This window comes from Moritella viscosa, from assembly GCF_900120065.1.
Classification (GTDB): Bacteria; Pseudomonadota; Gammaproteobacteria; order Enterobacterales; family Moritellaceae; genus Moritella; species Moritella viscosa.
In genome coordinates, this window is record NZ_FPLG01000088.1 from 26,770 (window position 1) to 44,052 (window position 17,283).

General features: G+C 39.7%; 13 protein-coding genes. 5 read left to right on the forward strand and 8 right to left on the reverse strand.

Going from position 1 to position 17,283, the window contains the following annotated elements:
• Positions 1-95: 95 nt before the first annotated feature.
• Positions 96-2,657, forward strand: a complete 2,562-nt coding sequence (locus BT797_RS12245; RefSeq protein ID WP_170860753.1) for a penicillin-binding protein 1A — start codon at positions 96-98, stop codon at positions 2,655-2,657.
• Between the two features lie 99 nt (positions 2,658-2,756).
• Here BT797_RS12245 and oxyR read toward each other — a convergent pair whose 3' ends face one another.
• Positions 2,757-3,653: a DNA-binding transcriptional regulator OxyR gene (oxyR, locus tag BT797_RS12250; protein WP_045112076.1), complete on the reverse strand. Its 897-nt coding sequence runs from the start codon at positions 3,651-3,653 to the stop codon at positions 2,757-2,759.
• Positions 3,654-3,961: 308 nt separating this feature from the next.
• Between oxyR and BT797_RS12255 the strand changes: the two genes are divergently transcribed.
• Both BT797_RS12255 and BT797_RS12260 read left to right on the forward strand, forming a co-directional pair.
• Complete coding sequence (locus tag BT797_RS12255) at positions 3,962-5,437, forward strand: Lcl C-terminal domain-containing protein (protein WP_075472234.1); 1,476 nt, start codon at positions 3,962-3,964, stop codon at positions 5,435-5,437.
• A 14-nt stretch (positions 5,438-5,451) separates the two neighbouring features.
• On the forward strand, positions 5,452-6,030 hold the full coding sequence (locus BT797_RS12260; RefSeq protein WP_045112078.1) for an Lcl C-terminal domain-containing protein: 579 nt from the start codon (positions 5,452-5,454) through the stop codon (positions 6,028-6,030).
• Positions 6,031-6,111: 81 nt separating this feature from the next.
• On the opposite strand, the gene dapA is transcribed toward BT797_RS12260, so the two are convergent.
• Positions 6,112-7,029 (reverse strand): 4-hydroxy-tetrahydrodipicolinate synthase, encoded by a 918-nt coding sequence (dapA, locus tag BT797_RS12265; RefSeq protein WP_045112079.1) that lies wholly within the window; start codon positions 7,027-7,029, stop codon positions 6,112-6,114.
• Between the two features lie 397 nt (positions 7,030-7,426).
• On the opposite strand from dapA, the gene rsmC reads away from it, so the two are divergent.
• Complete coding sequence (gene rsmC / locus BT797_RS12270; protein WP_045112080.1) at positions 7,427-8,461, forward strand: 16S rRNA (guanine(1207)-N(2))-methyltransferase RsmC; 1,035 nt, start codon at positions 7,427-7,429, stop codon at positions 8,459-8,461.
• A 175-nt stretch (positions 8,462-8,636) separates the two neighbouring features.
• Here rsmC and BT797_RS12275 read toward each other — a convergent pair whose 3' ends face one another.
• Together BT797_RS12275 and parC are read right to left on the reverse strand one after the other, a co-directional pair.
• Complete coding sequence (locus tag BT797_RS12275; RefSeq protein ID WP_045112081.1) at positions 8,637-9,356, reverse strand: 1-acylglycerol-3-phosphate O-acyltransferase; 720 nt, start codon at positions 9,354-9,356, stop codon at positions 8,637-8,639.
• Positions 9,357-9,423: 67 nt separating this feature from the next.
• Positions 9,424-11,679 (reverse strand): DNA topoisomerase IV subunit A, encoded by a 2,256-nt coding sequence (parC, locus tag BT797_RS12280; protein WP_045112082.1) that lies wholly within the window; start codon positions 11,677-11,679, stop codon positions 9,424-9,426.
• Between the two features lie 250 nt (positions 11,680-11,929).
• On the opposite strand from parC, the gene BT797_RS12285 reads away from it, so the two are divergent.
• On the forward strand, positions 11,930-12,529 hold the full coding sequence (locus tag BT797_RS12285) for a LysM-like peptidoglycan-binding domain-containing protein (RefSeq protein WP_045112083.1): 600 nt from the start codon (positions 11,930-11,932) through the stop codon (positions 12,527-12,529).
• A 33-nt stretch (positions 12,530-12,562) separates the two neighbouring features.
• On the opposite strand, the gene BT797_RS12290 is transcribed toward BT797_RS12285, so the two are convergent.
• From BT797_RS12290 to ftsY, 4 genes are all read right to left on the reverse strand, one after another.
• Positions 12,563-13,774, reverse strand: coding sequence for a GGDEF domain-containing protein (locus BT797_RS12290; RefSeq protein ID WP_045112084.1), 1,212 nt, complete (start codon positions 13,772-13,774; stop codon positions 12,563-12,565).
• A gap of 87 nt (positions 13,775-13,861) precedes the next feature.
• Positions 13,862-14,821, reverse strand: coding sequence for a permease-like cell division protein FtsX (ftsX, locus tag BT797_RS12295; RefSeq protein WP_045112085.1), 960 nt, complete (start codon positions 14,819-14,821; stop codon positions 13,862-13,864).
• 1 nt (position 14,822) lies between these two features.
• Positions 14,823-15,494 (reverse strand): cell division ATP-binding protein FtsE, encoded by a 672-nt coding sequence (gene ftsE, locus BT797_RS12300; RefSeq protein ID WP_045112086.1) that lies wholly within the window; start codon positions 15,492-15,494, stop codon positions 14,823-14,825.
• Positions 15,495-15,643: 149 nt separating this feature from the next.
• Entirely contained in the window at positions 15,644-17,113 is a 1,470-nt protein-coding gene (ftsY, locus tag BT797_RS12305) for a signal recognition particle-docking protein FtsY (RefSeq protein ID WP_045112087.1), read from the reverse strand.
• Positions 17,114-17,283: the final 170 nt, after the last annotated feature.

The window sequence follows — 17,283 nt, forward strand, 5'->3', positions numbered from 1 at the left end:
TTTAAATCTCTGAGGTCTATCATAAAGAACTCGTACTATTTCACAAAACAGAGATATAATACTCAATTATTGTGGAAATTATTGTGGAAATTATTGTGAAATGGATTAAACGATTATCCGTATTGTTATTAGTTAGCGGACTGTTCGGCGTAGGTAGCATCATTGCACTTTACTTCTATATCAAGCCAGAACTACCTGATGTAACTACATTAAAAACAATACAGCTGCAAACACCGATGAAGGTCTTTAGCCAGGACGGCAAACTGATCTCTCAATTTGGCGAAAAACGTCGTATCCCTATAGAGATTGACGATGTCCCGCCCTTAATGATCAAGGCATTTCTTGCTACAGAAGATAACCGCTTTTATACCCACCCAGGCATAGACCCGATTGGTATAATACGTGCAGCCAGCATCATGATTATGACGGGTGAACGTAAACAAGGGGCGAGTACCATCACCCAACAGGTTGCTCGAAATTTCTTTTTAACTCGAGAAAAAACCTTTATTCGAAAAATTAAAGAGATATTTTTAGCGTGGCATATCGAACAAAATCTCACTAAAAATGAAATTTTAACCTTGTATCTTAATAAGATCCCTCTCGGTTACCGCTCATTTGGTATTGGTTCTGCAGCACAGGTTTATTACGGTAAAACGTTAAATGAGTTAACCCTAGCCCAAATGGCGGTCATTGCCGGATTACCAAAAGCACCTTCTGCATTAAATCCAATCCGTTCGCCAAAGCGCGCCAAAGCACGTCGTCACGTTGTGTTATTACGCATGCTAGACGAGAACTATATTACTCAAGCGCAATTTGAAGACGCCAACACAGCCCCTATTACTGGTGTGTATCACGGTGCTGAAATTGACCTATCAGCACCTTATTTAGCTGAAATGGTACGTAGTGAAATGATTTCACGCTATGGAGAAGAGAAAGCCTATACGCAAGGCTTAAACGTTTATACAACTGTACACAGCAATCGCCAAACAGCGGCAACGACTGCATTAATAAACAATCTACTCAATTATGATTTACGCCACGGTTACCGTGGACCACTTGGTCAGGCTTGGACTAATGATAAAGTGCTAAGCAACGAAGATATCTTGTTATTACTTAAAGATAAGCCAAGTTATAAACCACTGCAGCCTGCCGTTATCATGACTGTAAAAGAACAACAAGTTGAAGCCTTACTTGCCAATGGTGATCAAGTTACTGTGAGCTGGGCTGGGCTAAAATGGGCTCGCCCATTCATTTCTGATAAAAAACAAGGCCCCGCACCACAAACTGCAGATGCAATCGTCAACGTGGGTGACATCGTACTATTACGTCCAATGTCAGTGGATAATAAGCACGATCAATGGATGTTAGGTCAGCTCCCAGATGCCAGTTCAGCATTCATTGCCATTGATAATAATGACGGTGCTATTGAAGCCTTAGTGGGTGGCTTTAATTATCAACAAAGCAAGTTTAACCGAGTTACCCAAGCTGAGCGTCAGATTGGTTCAAACATCAAACCATTTGTTTATTCAGCAGGTCTCGCGCAAGGCGCTACGCTCGCAAGTCTTATTAATGATGCACCGATTAACCAATGGGATCCACGAGCAGGTACCGCTTGGCGACCAAAAAATTCGCCGCCAACATATAATGGTCCAACGCGGTTACGTTTAGGTTTAGCACAATCAAAAAATGTAATGTCGGTACGTTTATTCCGTCAAGTCGGTTTGACCAACGCCATTAATTACATGGCCAGATTCGGTTTTGATAAAAGTAAATTACCACGTAATGAATCATTAGCATTGGGATCTGCATCTTTAACACCGCTTAAAGTAGCTGTTGCTTTCGCAACATTTGCGAACGGAGGTTTTAAAGTTGAACCCTACTTTATTGACCGTATTGAAAATGCCAATGGTGAACTCCTTTATCAAACAACACCAAAGCAAGCCTGCCTAACGTGTGAAAAACAAATTGCATTAAACACTGATGACCCTGAATATTGGTCAGCAATTGAAGGAGATGCACGCACACTCTGTGACATCGCGCCTTACGGAACCCTACAAGTGGCTCCGCGTATTATTACTGAACAGAATGCCTTCTTAATGCGTCAAATGATGGCAAGTGTGATTTGGGGCGGAGGTAGTTGGCGTCATAAAACGGGCTGGAATGGGACTGGTTGGCGTGCAGCAGCTGCACTAAAACGTCATGATCTTGGTGGTAAAACAGGTACAACAAATGAAGCGAAAGATGCTTGGTTCTCCGGCTTTAATCCAGATATATCAGCAACAAGCTGGATTGGTTTTGATGATCATCGCCGTGAATTAGGTCGTGTAAGCCGCAATATTAATTTAGATAAGCATCAAGTTAGTGGTGGTGAAGCAGGAGCTAAAACAGCCCAACCGGCTTGGATTGAATTCATGAAATCTGCGCTAGAAGGCATCCCAGAACGCCCGAATGTACTACCTGAAAACATTGTGCAAGTCCGTATCGACCGTGAATCGGGATTGTTAACCTATAAGTCTGATTATACTTCTCGTTTTGAATACTTTATTCAAGGAACTGAACCAACAGAATACGTTAACAATCAAGATGCTGATTCTTCATTTAATCGCGGCGGTGAAAACAGTGATGATGCAAATGAATCACTGGACGACTTGTTTTAATACCAATTGCATTAAATAAATAAACTAAAAATGGCGCTGCTTTATTTTAAAAGTAGCGCCATTTTTATATCAACATTTTAGTCACCGTACGCCAATATATTAAGAGATGGTTGCGGTCACTTGTTTATTAATCACTTGTGCAATATCGTTAAAACAAGGGCGTCTCACCGAGCCTTTACGGTATAATAAAACAATACGTCGAATAGGCTCAGGTTCAGTCAATTTTATATATTCAACGCCTTCGGTAAAACGGCTACGAGGTATCGCAAGGTGCGGTAATAAAGTAATCCCAGCTTCTGCTGCAATCATGTGGCGCAGAGTTTCCAAACTTGTCGCTTTAAAGCTCTGATCTTCTTTTGCGCCTGCGGTAAAACAATAGTCCATAGCTTGATCACGTAAACAATGACCATCTTCTAACATTAAAATATTCTCACCACGTAACTCCGATAAATCAACACGGTCACGACCTTTAAAGTGATGTGAACTTGGAACAATAAGCTCTAATGGTTCTTTATATAACTCAATATGACCGTATTTTTCCATACCCGGTAAATAAGCCAATAACAAACAGTCCAACTCACCTTCATCGAGTTGTTTTAATAATTCGTGCGTTTGATTTTCATGTAAAAACATATCTAGATCAGGAAATTTTTTCTTCATAGACGGTACAATTAACGGTAACAAATACGGTGCTACTGTTGGAATCAAGCCTATATGGATAGCCCCTGCTGTTGGGCTCGCGTAGCTCTTAGCAATTTCTTTAATAGCTTTCGATTCTAATAATACCGTACGAGCTTGATCAGCAATTTGATCTCCTGCAGGCGTAAATAATACCTTTCTTGATGTACGCTCAATTAAAATAACATCCAGCTCATCTTCTAACTTTCGGATCTGGCCACTAAGTGTAGGTTGACTAACAAAGCATTTTTCAGCCGCTTTTCTAAAGTGCTTTAACTCTTGTAACGCGACAAGGTATTCTAAATCTCTTAAGTTCATATCGACCCAACCTGAACGGTAATAACAATTGAAAAATAAAAAACAATTTGTATATACTATCAATAAAACGTTAATTACCACAAACTTTATCACCAAAAACACACAACAAATTGATCATAAATAAAAATATTATAACCATTTGTGACAATTGACACTTCTCAGGCGTTAAAATTATAGGTATTATCATAAACTTACTTTAAATCAATATTACAGCAACATCACAGCAATATTTACTTGATGTTAATTTAAAGAATAAAGCACACTTATTCAGTAACGGATTACTGTCGTAGCAATAATAAGGATTTTATATGCACTTAAAAAAGTTAAGTCTCTTAACTATTTTACTGCTATCTCTCGGCTTAACTGGCTGTGGTAGTGATAACTTAGACGCAGTCACAAGTAGCTCTGGTGATACAAGCTCTGGTAATGGTAGTAATACAGGCTCCGGTGACGATACTGATAACAGTAGTAACGAAGATACCGTTTACACTGCCAGTGGTAATTTATCACCCAAAGTTATCCAACGCGGGCAAACATTTACTTTCAACTATTACTTAGATAAAACACCTGATGCTGCCGTTATTTACGATATTGACATTGTTGGCACTGCAATCCAAGGCACAAACCAAGATTACACCATCAGTAATGCTTCAACCCTCACCTTTGCTAAAGGCTCGACGACAACAAGCCTCACTATCACTACCTATCAAAAAGATGATGTATATGATACGCGAACTCTGTCATTAACGTTTACTGGTAATGTCGGTGAACCAGCAACAATTAATCTGCTCATCTCGGGTAATGTTTATCTTAATGATACAGGCATAAACGATTATTCCGACGGTAGTAACTTCAACCTAGGAGCACAACCAGGCGGCGATCTTGCTCTGCAAGATGCGGCATATGGACTGGATGTCATTATTAACCCTAATACGCTAGCAAATGCTGGCGGTGATACCCAAGATGCAAGTAGTCAATTCTATAAAAACAGCCGCGATATAGACAATGCAGATACTGAATATAAAGGTCGAGCTGGATTTCGCTTTGTCAAGATTGGTAATGACGGTATGCCGAGAACGGCTAACAACACAAATTATGAGTGTGTGAAAGATGAAATTACTGGATTAACTTGGCAGATTAAAGGCCCTACAAATACCATTAGCCCAGATCCTGTCATTGCAGATAGGTTTCAAATGTCAAACAAACAAAATTACAGTGCAGCCAACTTTACCTACCTATGGAATGCTTCAGCATTGGGAACTCAAGGCAAGGGCTGGGAATCTTCTCTTAATGATGGTCCACTTGAAGACGCTGGAGATGGCAATGACTTCGCTAATCCTTATTGCGGTTATCGCAATGATCTTTATGGCCGTGCCCAATCTCTTTATTGTAGTTCAGGTTCTTATGCTAATGAAGCCAACTTTATCGGAGCCTGCGGACAAACTAACTGGATGGTACCGACCGTAGAACAATTAAGAAGTATCATTGATTACAGTAAAGTGACAGATTACTCAAGCTTATCATTAGCAACAGAGCATGCTCTGGATAGCAATTTCTTTGATTGTACAAGCAATGACTGCGTGATAAGTAATGATAGTAATCCCGTTTACTGGACCTCATCACAAGTAAAAGGAGCAGAGTCTCTGGCTTGGTGTATCAATCTGCAAACAGGCAACGTTAATACCTGTAATAAAGATGAAGCGCGTAAAGTGATGCTGGTAAGCAGTAATATCCCAGCTGAATTTTTCACTCAAGCTGCTGATGATTCAGCCGAATCAGAATAATAGGAGCTATGACAATGATTAAATCAACAACCATATTACTACTAAGCTCAAGTCTATTTAGCTTCGCTGCTATTGCGGCATCCGATCCTGTCGGCATCAACTGCGATCCGACTCTATATCAAGATTATACCCCGTCTGATTTTATTGATAATAAAGATGGTAGCGTTACCGATCTGCGCACCAGCTTAATCTGGGCAAAATGCAGTATAGGACAAACCTATACACTATCATCAAACTCATGTTCAGGCAGTGGCGCTATTAGTTATGCAACATGGAGAGAAGCACTTGCCGCTGCAGATAGTTACAGTATCAATGGCACTACAGGTTGGCGTTTGCCCAATATCAAAGAATTGGGATCACTCGTTGATCGCAGTTGCGCAGAACCTACAATTAATTTAACGCTATTTCCAAATACCGTATCCAGTGTTTATTATTCAAGTACACCATTTAAAGGTAGCGCGAATGGCACTGAATACAGCCATCTAGTATCACGGGTTATCGATTTTTCTAAAGGTACTGAAATGCCACTCGGGCAACATGATAGTTCGCTAACTACTTATGCGGTACGCGCAGTAAAAGGTGGTTATCGCTAATCGATAAATAAATCGGTTAAGATCAACAACGGCGAGCTTAGCTCGCCGTTTTCATTATTTATAAACCCTACACCATCACGCTTAAATCAACTCTAATTCAACCATGGCTGCACGAATTTCATCTTTGGTACCTTGGGTCAGTTCAATAACAGGTAAACGGCACTCAGGTTCACACAAGCCTAATAATGACACCGCATACTTCACACCTGCTGGGCTTGTTTCTTTAAACATTAAGTTATGTAGCGTAATCAAACGATCTTGCAATTCTCTCGCTTCTACATATTTACCCGCAAACGTTAATTCCTGCACTTCTGCATACAGTTTTGGCGCCACATTAGCAGACACCGAAATTAAGCCATTACCACCAGATACATTATAAGCAACCGTTGTGCAATCATCGCCAGACAGGAAAGAGAAGTCACCTTTAATTAATTGACGCTCTAACCAAGGACGCGACAGATCCCCTGTTGCATCTTTAATACCGACAACATTTTCAAGCTCAGCCATACGTGCTAACGTTTCTGGTTGGATATCAACTATTGCACGGCCTGGAATATTATAAACAATGATAGGTAAGTCATTATTATCGTTAATTGCTTTAAAATGTTGATATAAACCTTCCTGACAAGGTCGGTTATAATAACCAGCAACATGTAACGTCGCGATAGCACCCGCCGCTTGCGCATGATTAGAAAGTAAGATTGCATCAGTTGGGTTATTTGAACCTGCACCAGCGATAACCGGTAAACGACCAGCAGCTTGATTCACCACAATATCAAGGATCTGGCAATGCTCTTCTAATGAAAGTGTTGGGCATTCCCCCGTTGTACCCACAGCAACAATACCATGCGTTCCCTGCTCTACATGCCAGTCAACGAGATTACGTAATGCTGGTTCGTCAATTTCATTGTTTTTAAACGGGGTAACCAAGGCAACAATTGAGCCTTTAAGTAATTCTTTCATTGCTGATTTATCGGTGACCGTTGAGTTAACACTCATAGAAGCTCCATTTCGATTATAAAAAAACCTCGATTACATAAATTGCGGTCGAGGTTTCTATAGGGATTTATATGTTCTCGAGTCACATGCTACGTTAGCTTTAATTTGCCTTGTTTATCTTGTTTTCGTTTAGAATTAAGCATGTATTAAACTCGTATAGTTTGAAAAATTATTTATAAAACTGATTGTGTATCATTCAATAATTCTTCATTCACTGCAAAATGTCAAGCGGGTTAAGCATAAGAAAAAACAAAGAAGACCATCCCACAAGGTAAAGCGATACTTAAGTAACGCCGAGGTGCATAATCAGCAAACCGAAAGGAGAGGATATTGAAGTAATTTGGGTATATACTCTCCGGCCAGATCTTCGACCAAATTAAGTAAAGAGCCCAGACCCATGATCAGCAATAGCTATACCCCAGCAAGTCAATTACTCGAACGTAATACTGCACATTTTGAAGATAAAGACCTGTTGATTGCGGGTTACATCGAAGATACATTTCCTGCTGAGTTAGCAAAAATAGCTAAAAAAGTAACGCTATTCAGCTACGATTACTCTGCTAAGCTACATTATGATAATGTCAGCAATATTGATAATCATTGCTCTACAGAATATCAAGCAGTTAAGAAACACCAAGTAGCATTGATTTATATGTCAAAATCAAAAGCAGAAGTAGAGTACCTATTAGCCAACATTACAGAGCATCTTGAAGATGACGCGATGATCTTCATGGTTGGTGAGAATAATGCAGGTATTCGCAGCGCCAATAAATTCTTTGCCCCTTATGGCGATATTTGTAACAAACTAGATGCAGCACGTCGTAGCTCACTATTTGTAACTCAATTGAATAAACCTGTGGCTAAATTTGTGCAAAGTGATTGGATCACAACATTCCCAATGACAGTGAAAGGGATCGAGCTAACCGTATGTACATTACCGGGAGTATTTAGCCACGGAAAACTGGATACTGGCAGTAATATTCTACTTAATAACCTACACAAAAAACCATCAGGTCGTGTGCTTGATCTTGGTTGTGGTGCAGGTATTATCGGTAGTTATATCGCGAAACGTTTCCCTGAAAGCAAAGTTGAAATGACAGATGTTAGTGCGCTTGCTGTTAAATCAAGTCAATTAACATTAGCGGCAAATGAATTAGCTGGTAAAGCGTACCTTTCTGATGTGTATTCTGATATTAGTGGTACGTTTGATTATATTATTTCTAACCCACCGTTCCATGCTGGTTTAAAAACACATTATGCAAGTACTGAAACATTCTTAAAAGAAGCGCATAATTACATTAATCCACGCGGTCATTTAGTCTTAGTTGCAAATAGCTTCCTTAAATACCCAGAAATCATCGAAGCTGCTTTTGGGCATTGCTTACTACAAATAAAATCATCTAAGTTCGCTGTTTACTACGCTAATAAATAGTTACGCTAATAAATAAGTCCGCGAATCAATAGTTACACTAATAACGCATTGCGTTAATAAATAGCATAAATAAAAACGCCCATCACAATTCGATTGTGATGGGCGTTTTACTATTAACAAAACGTTATTTATCTTAAATTCAGATACAGCATTTAAGCTAAACTTACCAATCTAATTAAGCATCTCTTGCTTCTACAGATAACTCGTCAATACGCTTTTTCATTATCGCGTGCACGTCCGTTGATAACTTTCTTACCGAACTGCGTTCTAATCCCACTGTTGGAATCGGTGCCATAATCTCAATAATCACTTCGCCATTATCCCAGCGGTTTAATTTAATTTTGTTATGCGTATTTGAACAACATACTGGCACAATCGGTACTTCCGCTTGAATTGCAGTATGGAATGCACCGGTTTTAAACGGTAATAAACCACGACCACGGCTACGCGTACCTTCAGCAAACATCCAAATACTCAAGTGACCTTTACGAATACGATCCGCTACCGCAGAAATAGTACCGACCGCTTTACTTTTGTTATTACGGTCAATCAAAATATTACCCGACAACCAATATACAAAACCAAAAATAGGTACCCAAACTAAGCTTTTCTTACCGACTGATACAGTCCCAGGTTGTACTGCTGCAGTCATGGTCATCAAATCAAAATTGTTTTGATGATTGCCAACAAATACATACGGACCACCATCATTCAAATCCGCAGGTTTCCGTACAATTAGTTTAATTCCCATAAGTCGCGCCAAACGAGAGAAGTTTCGCGCCACACATGCCACGTGTTTTGGATTTCTAGGTTGTAAGCTAAATCGCACTACACTCATGATCAATAAATAGATCATAAATAGCATGACCAAGACTAAACGACTAATTAATAACATTTGTAACCCTCTTTTAACATGGCAGCAGTATACCTAGCCGATACTCGGTGTACAAGCGTTAGCTGAATCATTCATCCACAACTTCTAACGTATCAACACGCTGTAACCCGCGTGGTAGCTTAAACCCACGACGTCCACGTTCACCTTTATAGTGTTCTAAATCAACAGGTTTCAAGGTTAACTTACGCTTTCCAGCATAAAGTGTTACCGACTTCCCTTCGGGAACTATAGTCAACATTTGCACAAATTCTTCACGACTTTTTACACGTGCTGACGGGATATTCATTAACTTATTCCCTTTGCCTTTCGATAATAACGGTAATGATGACAGAGGGAAAATCAACATCCGACCTTCGTTGGAGATAATTAAACAGTGATCAGTCGTTATATCAGTCACCGCGTGTGGCTCAATCACTAAACCGCCAACTGGCAAGGTTAATAATGCTTTACCGTTTTTATTACGGCTCACCATATCACTAAATTTACCAATGAAACCATAACCCGCATCAGAACTCAGTAAGAACTGTTGGTTATCTTCAGCCATAATAGCGTGGGTAAAGGTTTTCCCCGCCGCTAGCGTAAAGCGGGTCGTTAATGGTTCACCCTGACTACGCGCAGATGGTAATGTATGCGCATCAAGTGCAAACGAACGACCACTTGAATCAATGAATACCGCAGGACAGTTACTACGTCCTTCTGCAGCATCTTTATAACCATCACTGGCTTTATAGCTGAGTCCTTTGGCATCTACATCATGACCCTTGGCACAACGTGCCCAACCTTGTTGTGATAACACTACCGTCACGGCTTCATTTGGCATTAATTCTTTTTCAGTTAACGCTTTAGCTTCTTTACGCTCGATGATAGGTGAACGACGTTCATCACCAAATTTCTCTGCATCTGCAATTAATTCTTTTTTTACTAATGTCGCTAAGCGTCGATCTGAACTTAATAGTTGTTCAAGTTTATGGCGTTCGGTATTTAATTCACCTTGCTCACCACGAATACGCATTTCTTCTAACTTAGCTAAATGACGAAGTTTAAGTTCCAGTACCGCTTCAGCTTGTTTAACCGATAAATCAAAACGTGCAATTAACTCAGTTTTTGGATCATCATAGTTGCGAATGATTTCAATCACTTCATCAATGTTTAAAAATGCGATCAATAAACCATCGAGCATATGTAAACGTGTGAGCACTTTATCCAAACGGAATTGCAGACGACGACGTACCGTAGTACGACGGAACTCCAACCATTCTAATAATATTTTCTTTAAACCTTTAACTTGCGGCTTGTCATTCAAACCGATCATGTTCAAGTTAACACGGTAGTTTTTTTCAAGATCAGTACTGGCAAATAGATGCGCCATTAACTGCTCGATATCGATGCGGTTAGAGCGTGGTATTATCACTAATCTCGTTGGATTTTCATGGTCAGATTCATCACGTAAATCAGCCACCATCGGTAATTTCTTCGCCTGCATTTGCGCAGCAATTTGTTCTAAAATTTTACCACCAGACACTTGATGAGGCAGCGCGCTAATCACGATATCACCATTTTCAATGCCAAATACCGCACGCATCTTAATGCTACCCTTACCAGTTTCGTAGATCTTAGCGATATCTTTTTCTGGGGTGATAATTTCTGCTTCAGTCGGGTAATCAGGTCCTTTCACATACGCCATCAATTCAGACAGTTCAGCTTTTGGCTTATCAATCAAATGTAGGCATGCATTCGTCACTTCGCGCACGTTATGTGGTGGAATATCTGTTGCCATACCAACCGCAATGCCGGTCACACCATTTAATAAGATATGCGGTAACCGTGCAGGTAATAGCTGGGGCTCTTTCATAGTGCCATCGAAGTTAGGAGACCAATCAACAGTACCTAACCCTACTTCACCTAATAATACTTCCGAAAATTTTGATAATTTAGCTTCGGTATAACGCATTGCCGCAAATGATTTCGGATCATCCGGTGCACCCCAGTTCCCCTGACCATCGACTAATGGATAACGATAAGAAAAAGGTTGCGCCATGAGCACCATGGCTTCATAACAAGCACTATCGCCATGAGGATGGTACTTACCGAGTACGTCACCGACAGTACGTGCTGATTTCTTATATTTAGCCCCTGCGTGTAACCCCAGTTCTGACATTGCGTAAGTGATACGTCGTTGTACTGGCTTTAACCCGTCACCAATATGAGGCAAGGCACGATCCATAATCACATACATGGAATAATTCAAATATGCTTGCTCAGTAAATTCCCTTAGCGGTTGCTCTTCGACACCCTCTAAGCTCATATCAATAACGTCAGTCATCAAGATTCCTGTTATTTAGAATAAAGTAAAAATTTCACATTCAAAGGCGAAAACAACATATGCTATTCTTCAGCATTTATACTATGATAAAACGCGCAATAAAATTATCTTAGATAATAACAAAAATTTGTATTGTTTAGTGCCGTTATAGATAGTTATTTCAACTATAACGCGCCAATATTGTGATTATCTAAAGTAACTTTAATTAGCTCAAAATCCGATTAAAAACATAAATGACAGGAAATTAATCATGGGGAGCAATGCATTATATTCTCTTATCGAAAAAACTAAATTATTATTTCCATCATTAACAAAACGCGTTAATGCGTTACGCAGTACATATCAGTCTCTGCCCAATATTCACCGCAAATTACTACCCGTGCTATCATTGGTTGTCATCGTGTTACTTATTATTCCAATATCAAATGACATAACTAATAGTGAAGAGGCCAGCAGCGAACGTAAGTCAATCGCACTGACGATCACATCGACACAAAATGTAGCAAATAAAGCGGGCCTAGGACAGAGTAAAACTCGTAATTCCCCGCCTCCGGTACAAATTAAACTACTAGATCCTGAAAATATCGACGGAGAATGGCGCGCGCATGTCATTCGCAAAGGTGATTCTGTTTACCGGATTTTTCGTCAATATGATATTCCCTCTGCTGTACTGCATGATTTAATCGCATTACGCACACCAGAGCAATACATTACGAAAGTGAAGCCAGGGCAGATTATGTCATTTTATATCTCGACGGCAGGCAAGCTAATACAGCTTCGCATTAGTGATGTAGATAGTGAACCTGTGCTATTTTCGTTACGTGAAGATGGTAGTTATATTTATCAGTAGCATCATATTTAGATAATAAAAGAACAGGGTAACTTAAGCACACACTTTATTACGCCCTGACTCTTTTGCTTTATACAATAATTTATCTGCTTCTTTAATCACATCTTCCGGGTTTCTTGTTGACTTGCCCCTTTGGGCAACGCCAATACTAATTGCTACCTGTACAACTTTTTCAATGCCTTCTACAATTTTCTCTTCGTTCTCTGCCTCTCTGCGCTCAACAGATTTGCGGATTTGAAAAGGATAACCAGCAATCAATAATCTAACCTCGTTTAAGTAATCGACGCAATCTGACACCGATTTACCTTTAAATAAAATAGTAAATTCTTCACCGCCATAGCGATAGACTTTACCCCGACCTCTCACCGTTGCTAATTGTGACGCCACCATTTTTAATACCATATCACCAGTATTATGACCGTAAGTATCATTAAACTGTTTAAAGTGATCGATATCTAACATCGCAATGCAGTACTTACCACTCAATTGTGCAAGATCAATATTCAACGCACGCCGCCCAGGAATACGAGTGAGGTCATCCATAAATGCTTGTTCATGGCTGCGCTTCAATATACTTAATAACAATAATATCGCACTTATGATAAACATGCAGACAGATATCCACTGCTTATCAAACTCAATCACAGTCAATGTACAGGCAAGTAATGCACTCAACAACGCTTGGTCTGAAGACTCCTCTCTAAATAACATTACGGTAGCCGCAGTTAATACCGCACCGACTAATAAGCCAAGTAGAATACTGGGTAATACCGAAAAATCACCCATAACCAGAAGCCAAGGTTCGATAACGATAAGTATATGGGTCACCAGAAATAATTGTTCTGGTTGAATAAACCAATAAAAAATCGCAGCTTGTAAAATAAGGATAAAGTGATACGACAGTGCTTTAAAAGAAAACAGCGAGCGTTCAGGCAAGAATAATAGTAATACGAGATTGATGGGTAATATCAAAACCAGAAAATAGAATTCAAATAACGTACTACCCATTGTCAAAGGCGTTTGTAGGCGCTGCTGGATAACATTATAAGCCACCAGCATTAATAACGCAGCAAAACCACTACGACCTTGCTTAAAAAAATGGCTAAGAATAATCACGAGTAAAAACAGAATCGTTGGTAATCCAACTAACATGGCCTGCTGCGCTGTTGAGAGCACAGCAAAAAATGGCGGGCTCCAAAGCCCAGCGAACATAATGACAAATGTAAGTAATAATTTTAAATACATGGATATCACTTATTGTTGCAGCGCAATACCTGCGCGCAATCTAGCTCAACTCGATTTAGTTTTATAATAACTCCGTTCAATTTAGTCTTAACTCGGTTCAATTTTAGCGATATAGTAATTAACAGAAATAGCTGCTGAGATTAGCCCCATGCCAATAGCAGTTATGAATAGCAACATTACCTCGCTAAAAACTAATCCCTCAATCATAAATTCAGTATTATATAATTGAGCAAGATTTAGGACGGTATCTTCCATCCAATACACCATGAATATAGTCACTAACCAAGCTAAAATCCCGCCGATAGCACCATACCAAAATCCGGTATATAAAAATGGTCGTTGCACAAATGCATTAGTGGCACCTACCAATTTTAAGACTTCAATTTCGGCTCGATTAGATAAAATATTTAACCGTATTGTATTACCTGTAATTAATAACACTGAACTTAATAATAGTACTGATACTACTAATACCGCATCACTGAAGATCGAGATAATACCTTCTAGGCGTGCTAACCACATAATATCCAACTTGCCTTGTTGGACTTCAGGCTCGCGCTCTAATTTCGCTAATAACTCTTGCGCGGCAATTGCAGTACGGTAATAAGGTTTAGGCGTCACTACTACAACAGCAGGTAATGGATTATGATCTAATAGTGTTAATGCCGAAACTAACCCAGAAGAACGCTTAAACTCTTCCATGCCTTGTTCTTTGGAAATATACTCAAAAGTATCGACTTCTTTGTAAGTTTTTAACCGATGTAATAAGTTTTTATAACGGGATTCAGGTAAGTCTTTCTTTAAAAATAGATTAATGTCGGTCGGGCTAGTCCAGCCTTCGCTAACTGTTTGGCTATTTTTTAATACAACGTACAAGGTGCTCGGTAAGGCTAAACTGACACCAAGTACCAGCATCGTCATTAAGGATGCAATGGGTGTACGCCACACATCAGTCAAACTCGATATGGCTTGGTGAATATGCTGCTGACAACGAATTTGGATACGTTGAATGAATGATGCATCAGGTCGGTTGGGTTGCTTATTCATGTTAAATCCCTTGTAACTCATCATTACACATCTCACCACGCCTAATACGCAAAGTGCGATAGCGCATTTTAGCAATCAAACCCAAATCATGAGTGGCAATCAATACTGAAGTCCCAGTGCGATTGAACTCTTCAAATAGTTTGATTATTTCCATCGATAATTGCGGATCCAAATTACCAGTAGGTTCATCGGCCAACAACAATTTAGGACGAGAAATAATAGCACGGGCAATACCCACACGTTGTTGCTCACCACCAGAAAGCATGGGCGGATAACACTTGGCTTTATTGTATAAACCCACTTTATCTAATGCCGCCAACACTCTGTTGTTAACTTGTTTGGCAGTATAACCTTTGATAATCAGAGGCAATGCAACATTGTCAAATACGGTTCGATCGACTAATAAACGATGGTCTTGAAAAATAATACCGATATCACGGCGTAGAAAGGGGATCTCAGATTTGCTAATTTTAGTGACATTACGACCATTTAAGGTGATCTCACCAGCGGTTGGCCGTTCTAACATACTGATTAATTTTAATAAAGTACTTTTACCGGCACCCGATGGACCCGTTAAAAAAGCCATTTCACCTTTTTCAAGATGAAAATTGACCTTTTGTAGTGCACTAAGGCTGCCTGGATAAACTTTAGATACATTATCAAACCGAATCATGATGACCGTGTCCTTGATATATTTTGTATGAAAATTAAAATAGTGAAACCAAATACTCATCGTATTATCGATGAGTATTTGGTCAACATATGATTAACAGCACCTACTACAAAATGTAGTAACAACTTGATATCGCTGTATTAATATTATTATTTTTGTTCTTCAGTACTAAAGAGTGCATCAATAAACTCTTCAGAATTAAAAGTACGTAAATCATCAATACCTTCACCAATACCGATAAAACGAATTGGGATCTGGAATTTATCTGCTACCGCAAAGATAACACCACCTTTCGCAGTACCATCTAACTTAGTTAAAGTAATGCCGGTAAGACCTACGGCTTCTTTAAATAGTTCCGCTTGGCTTAAGGCATTTTGACCGGTACCAGCATCAATCGTTAACATGATCTCATGCGGTGCAGTCGCGTCGTGTTTTTTCATCACACGCACAACTTTCTTCAGCTCTTCCATTAAATGCGCTTTGTTTTGCAAACGACCTGCGGTATCTGCGATCAGTACGTCTACGTCTTTTGCTGTTGCCGATTGCATGGCATCAAATAGTACCGACGCACTATCCGCACCAGTATGTTGTGCAACAACAGGGATGCCGTTACGATCACCCCATACTTGTAATTGCTCAACCGCTGCTGCACGGAATGTATCACCAGCAGCCAGCATCACAGATTTACCTTCGCCTTGGAATTTCTTCGCCATTTTACCGATAGTAGTGGTTTTACCCACACCATTCACACCGACCATTAAGATCACGTGTGGTTTGTTGTTACTATCGATTTCTAAGGGCTGCTCAACTTTATGCAACATCTCAGCCATATCTTTTTTCAAGATATCGTAAAGAGCTTCTGCATTTTTTAATTCTTTACGCGAGGCTTGCTGCGTTAAGTTATCAATAATGCGAGTCGTTGTCGCAACACCAAGATCGGCAATTAATAACTGCTCTTCGAGTTCTTCAAATAACTCATCATCGATATGCTTACCACGGAAGAAGTTTTTAAAACCACTACCGATATTACCCTTGGTACGTGATAAACCACGTTTTAAGCGGGTAAAAAACTTATCTTTTGGTTCTTCATTAACCACATCATCTGCACGTTCATTAATTACAGCGGGAACTTCAGTTACAGGCGTACTTTCAGTGTCGATAACAGGAGTGGTTTCGATAACCTTTGCTGTTGTTTGAACCTCATCCGCAATAATCGTCGGTGTAACAACAACGTCTGTTACTTGCTCATCGATTTCGTCTATCGTTTGTTGCGGTTGCGCTTCTGTCTCGGCTTGTTCGGTATCCTGTTTTGATTGTTTCTTTTTACCAAACTGGTACCACTTTGGAGCGTCAATATCCACGCTATCAGTCTCAGCCGTTTCAGCCCTAGTCTCATCAATAACACGAGCCTCAGTGTTATCAATAATCGCAGTTTCAATCACCTCAACGTCTGTTTCTGTTATCTCAGTATTGCTAACTTGAGCGCTGTCAGTTTGAATACTGTCAATTACATTACCCTGTGGAATATCTTCATTATTTACTGAAGTTTCATTTTCATGTGTGTCTTCTGCTTCTTTTTTACCGAAGCCAAACCAATTTTTCATGCCTTTCTTTGCCATTTTCGGAAAACCTTACTTTCAGCAGCATTGACCTGCTACAATGACTCAATATCGATATAATTAAACTTCACCTACAAGTGACAGTGTGATCCGGTATCAACCCGAGCACTGAAGCTTGCATTTCTAAGTTGCTTGAGTATATTACCATTATTCTGTCCAGACAAAGAATT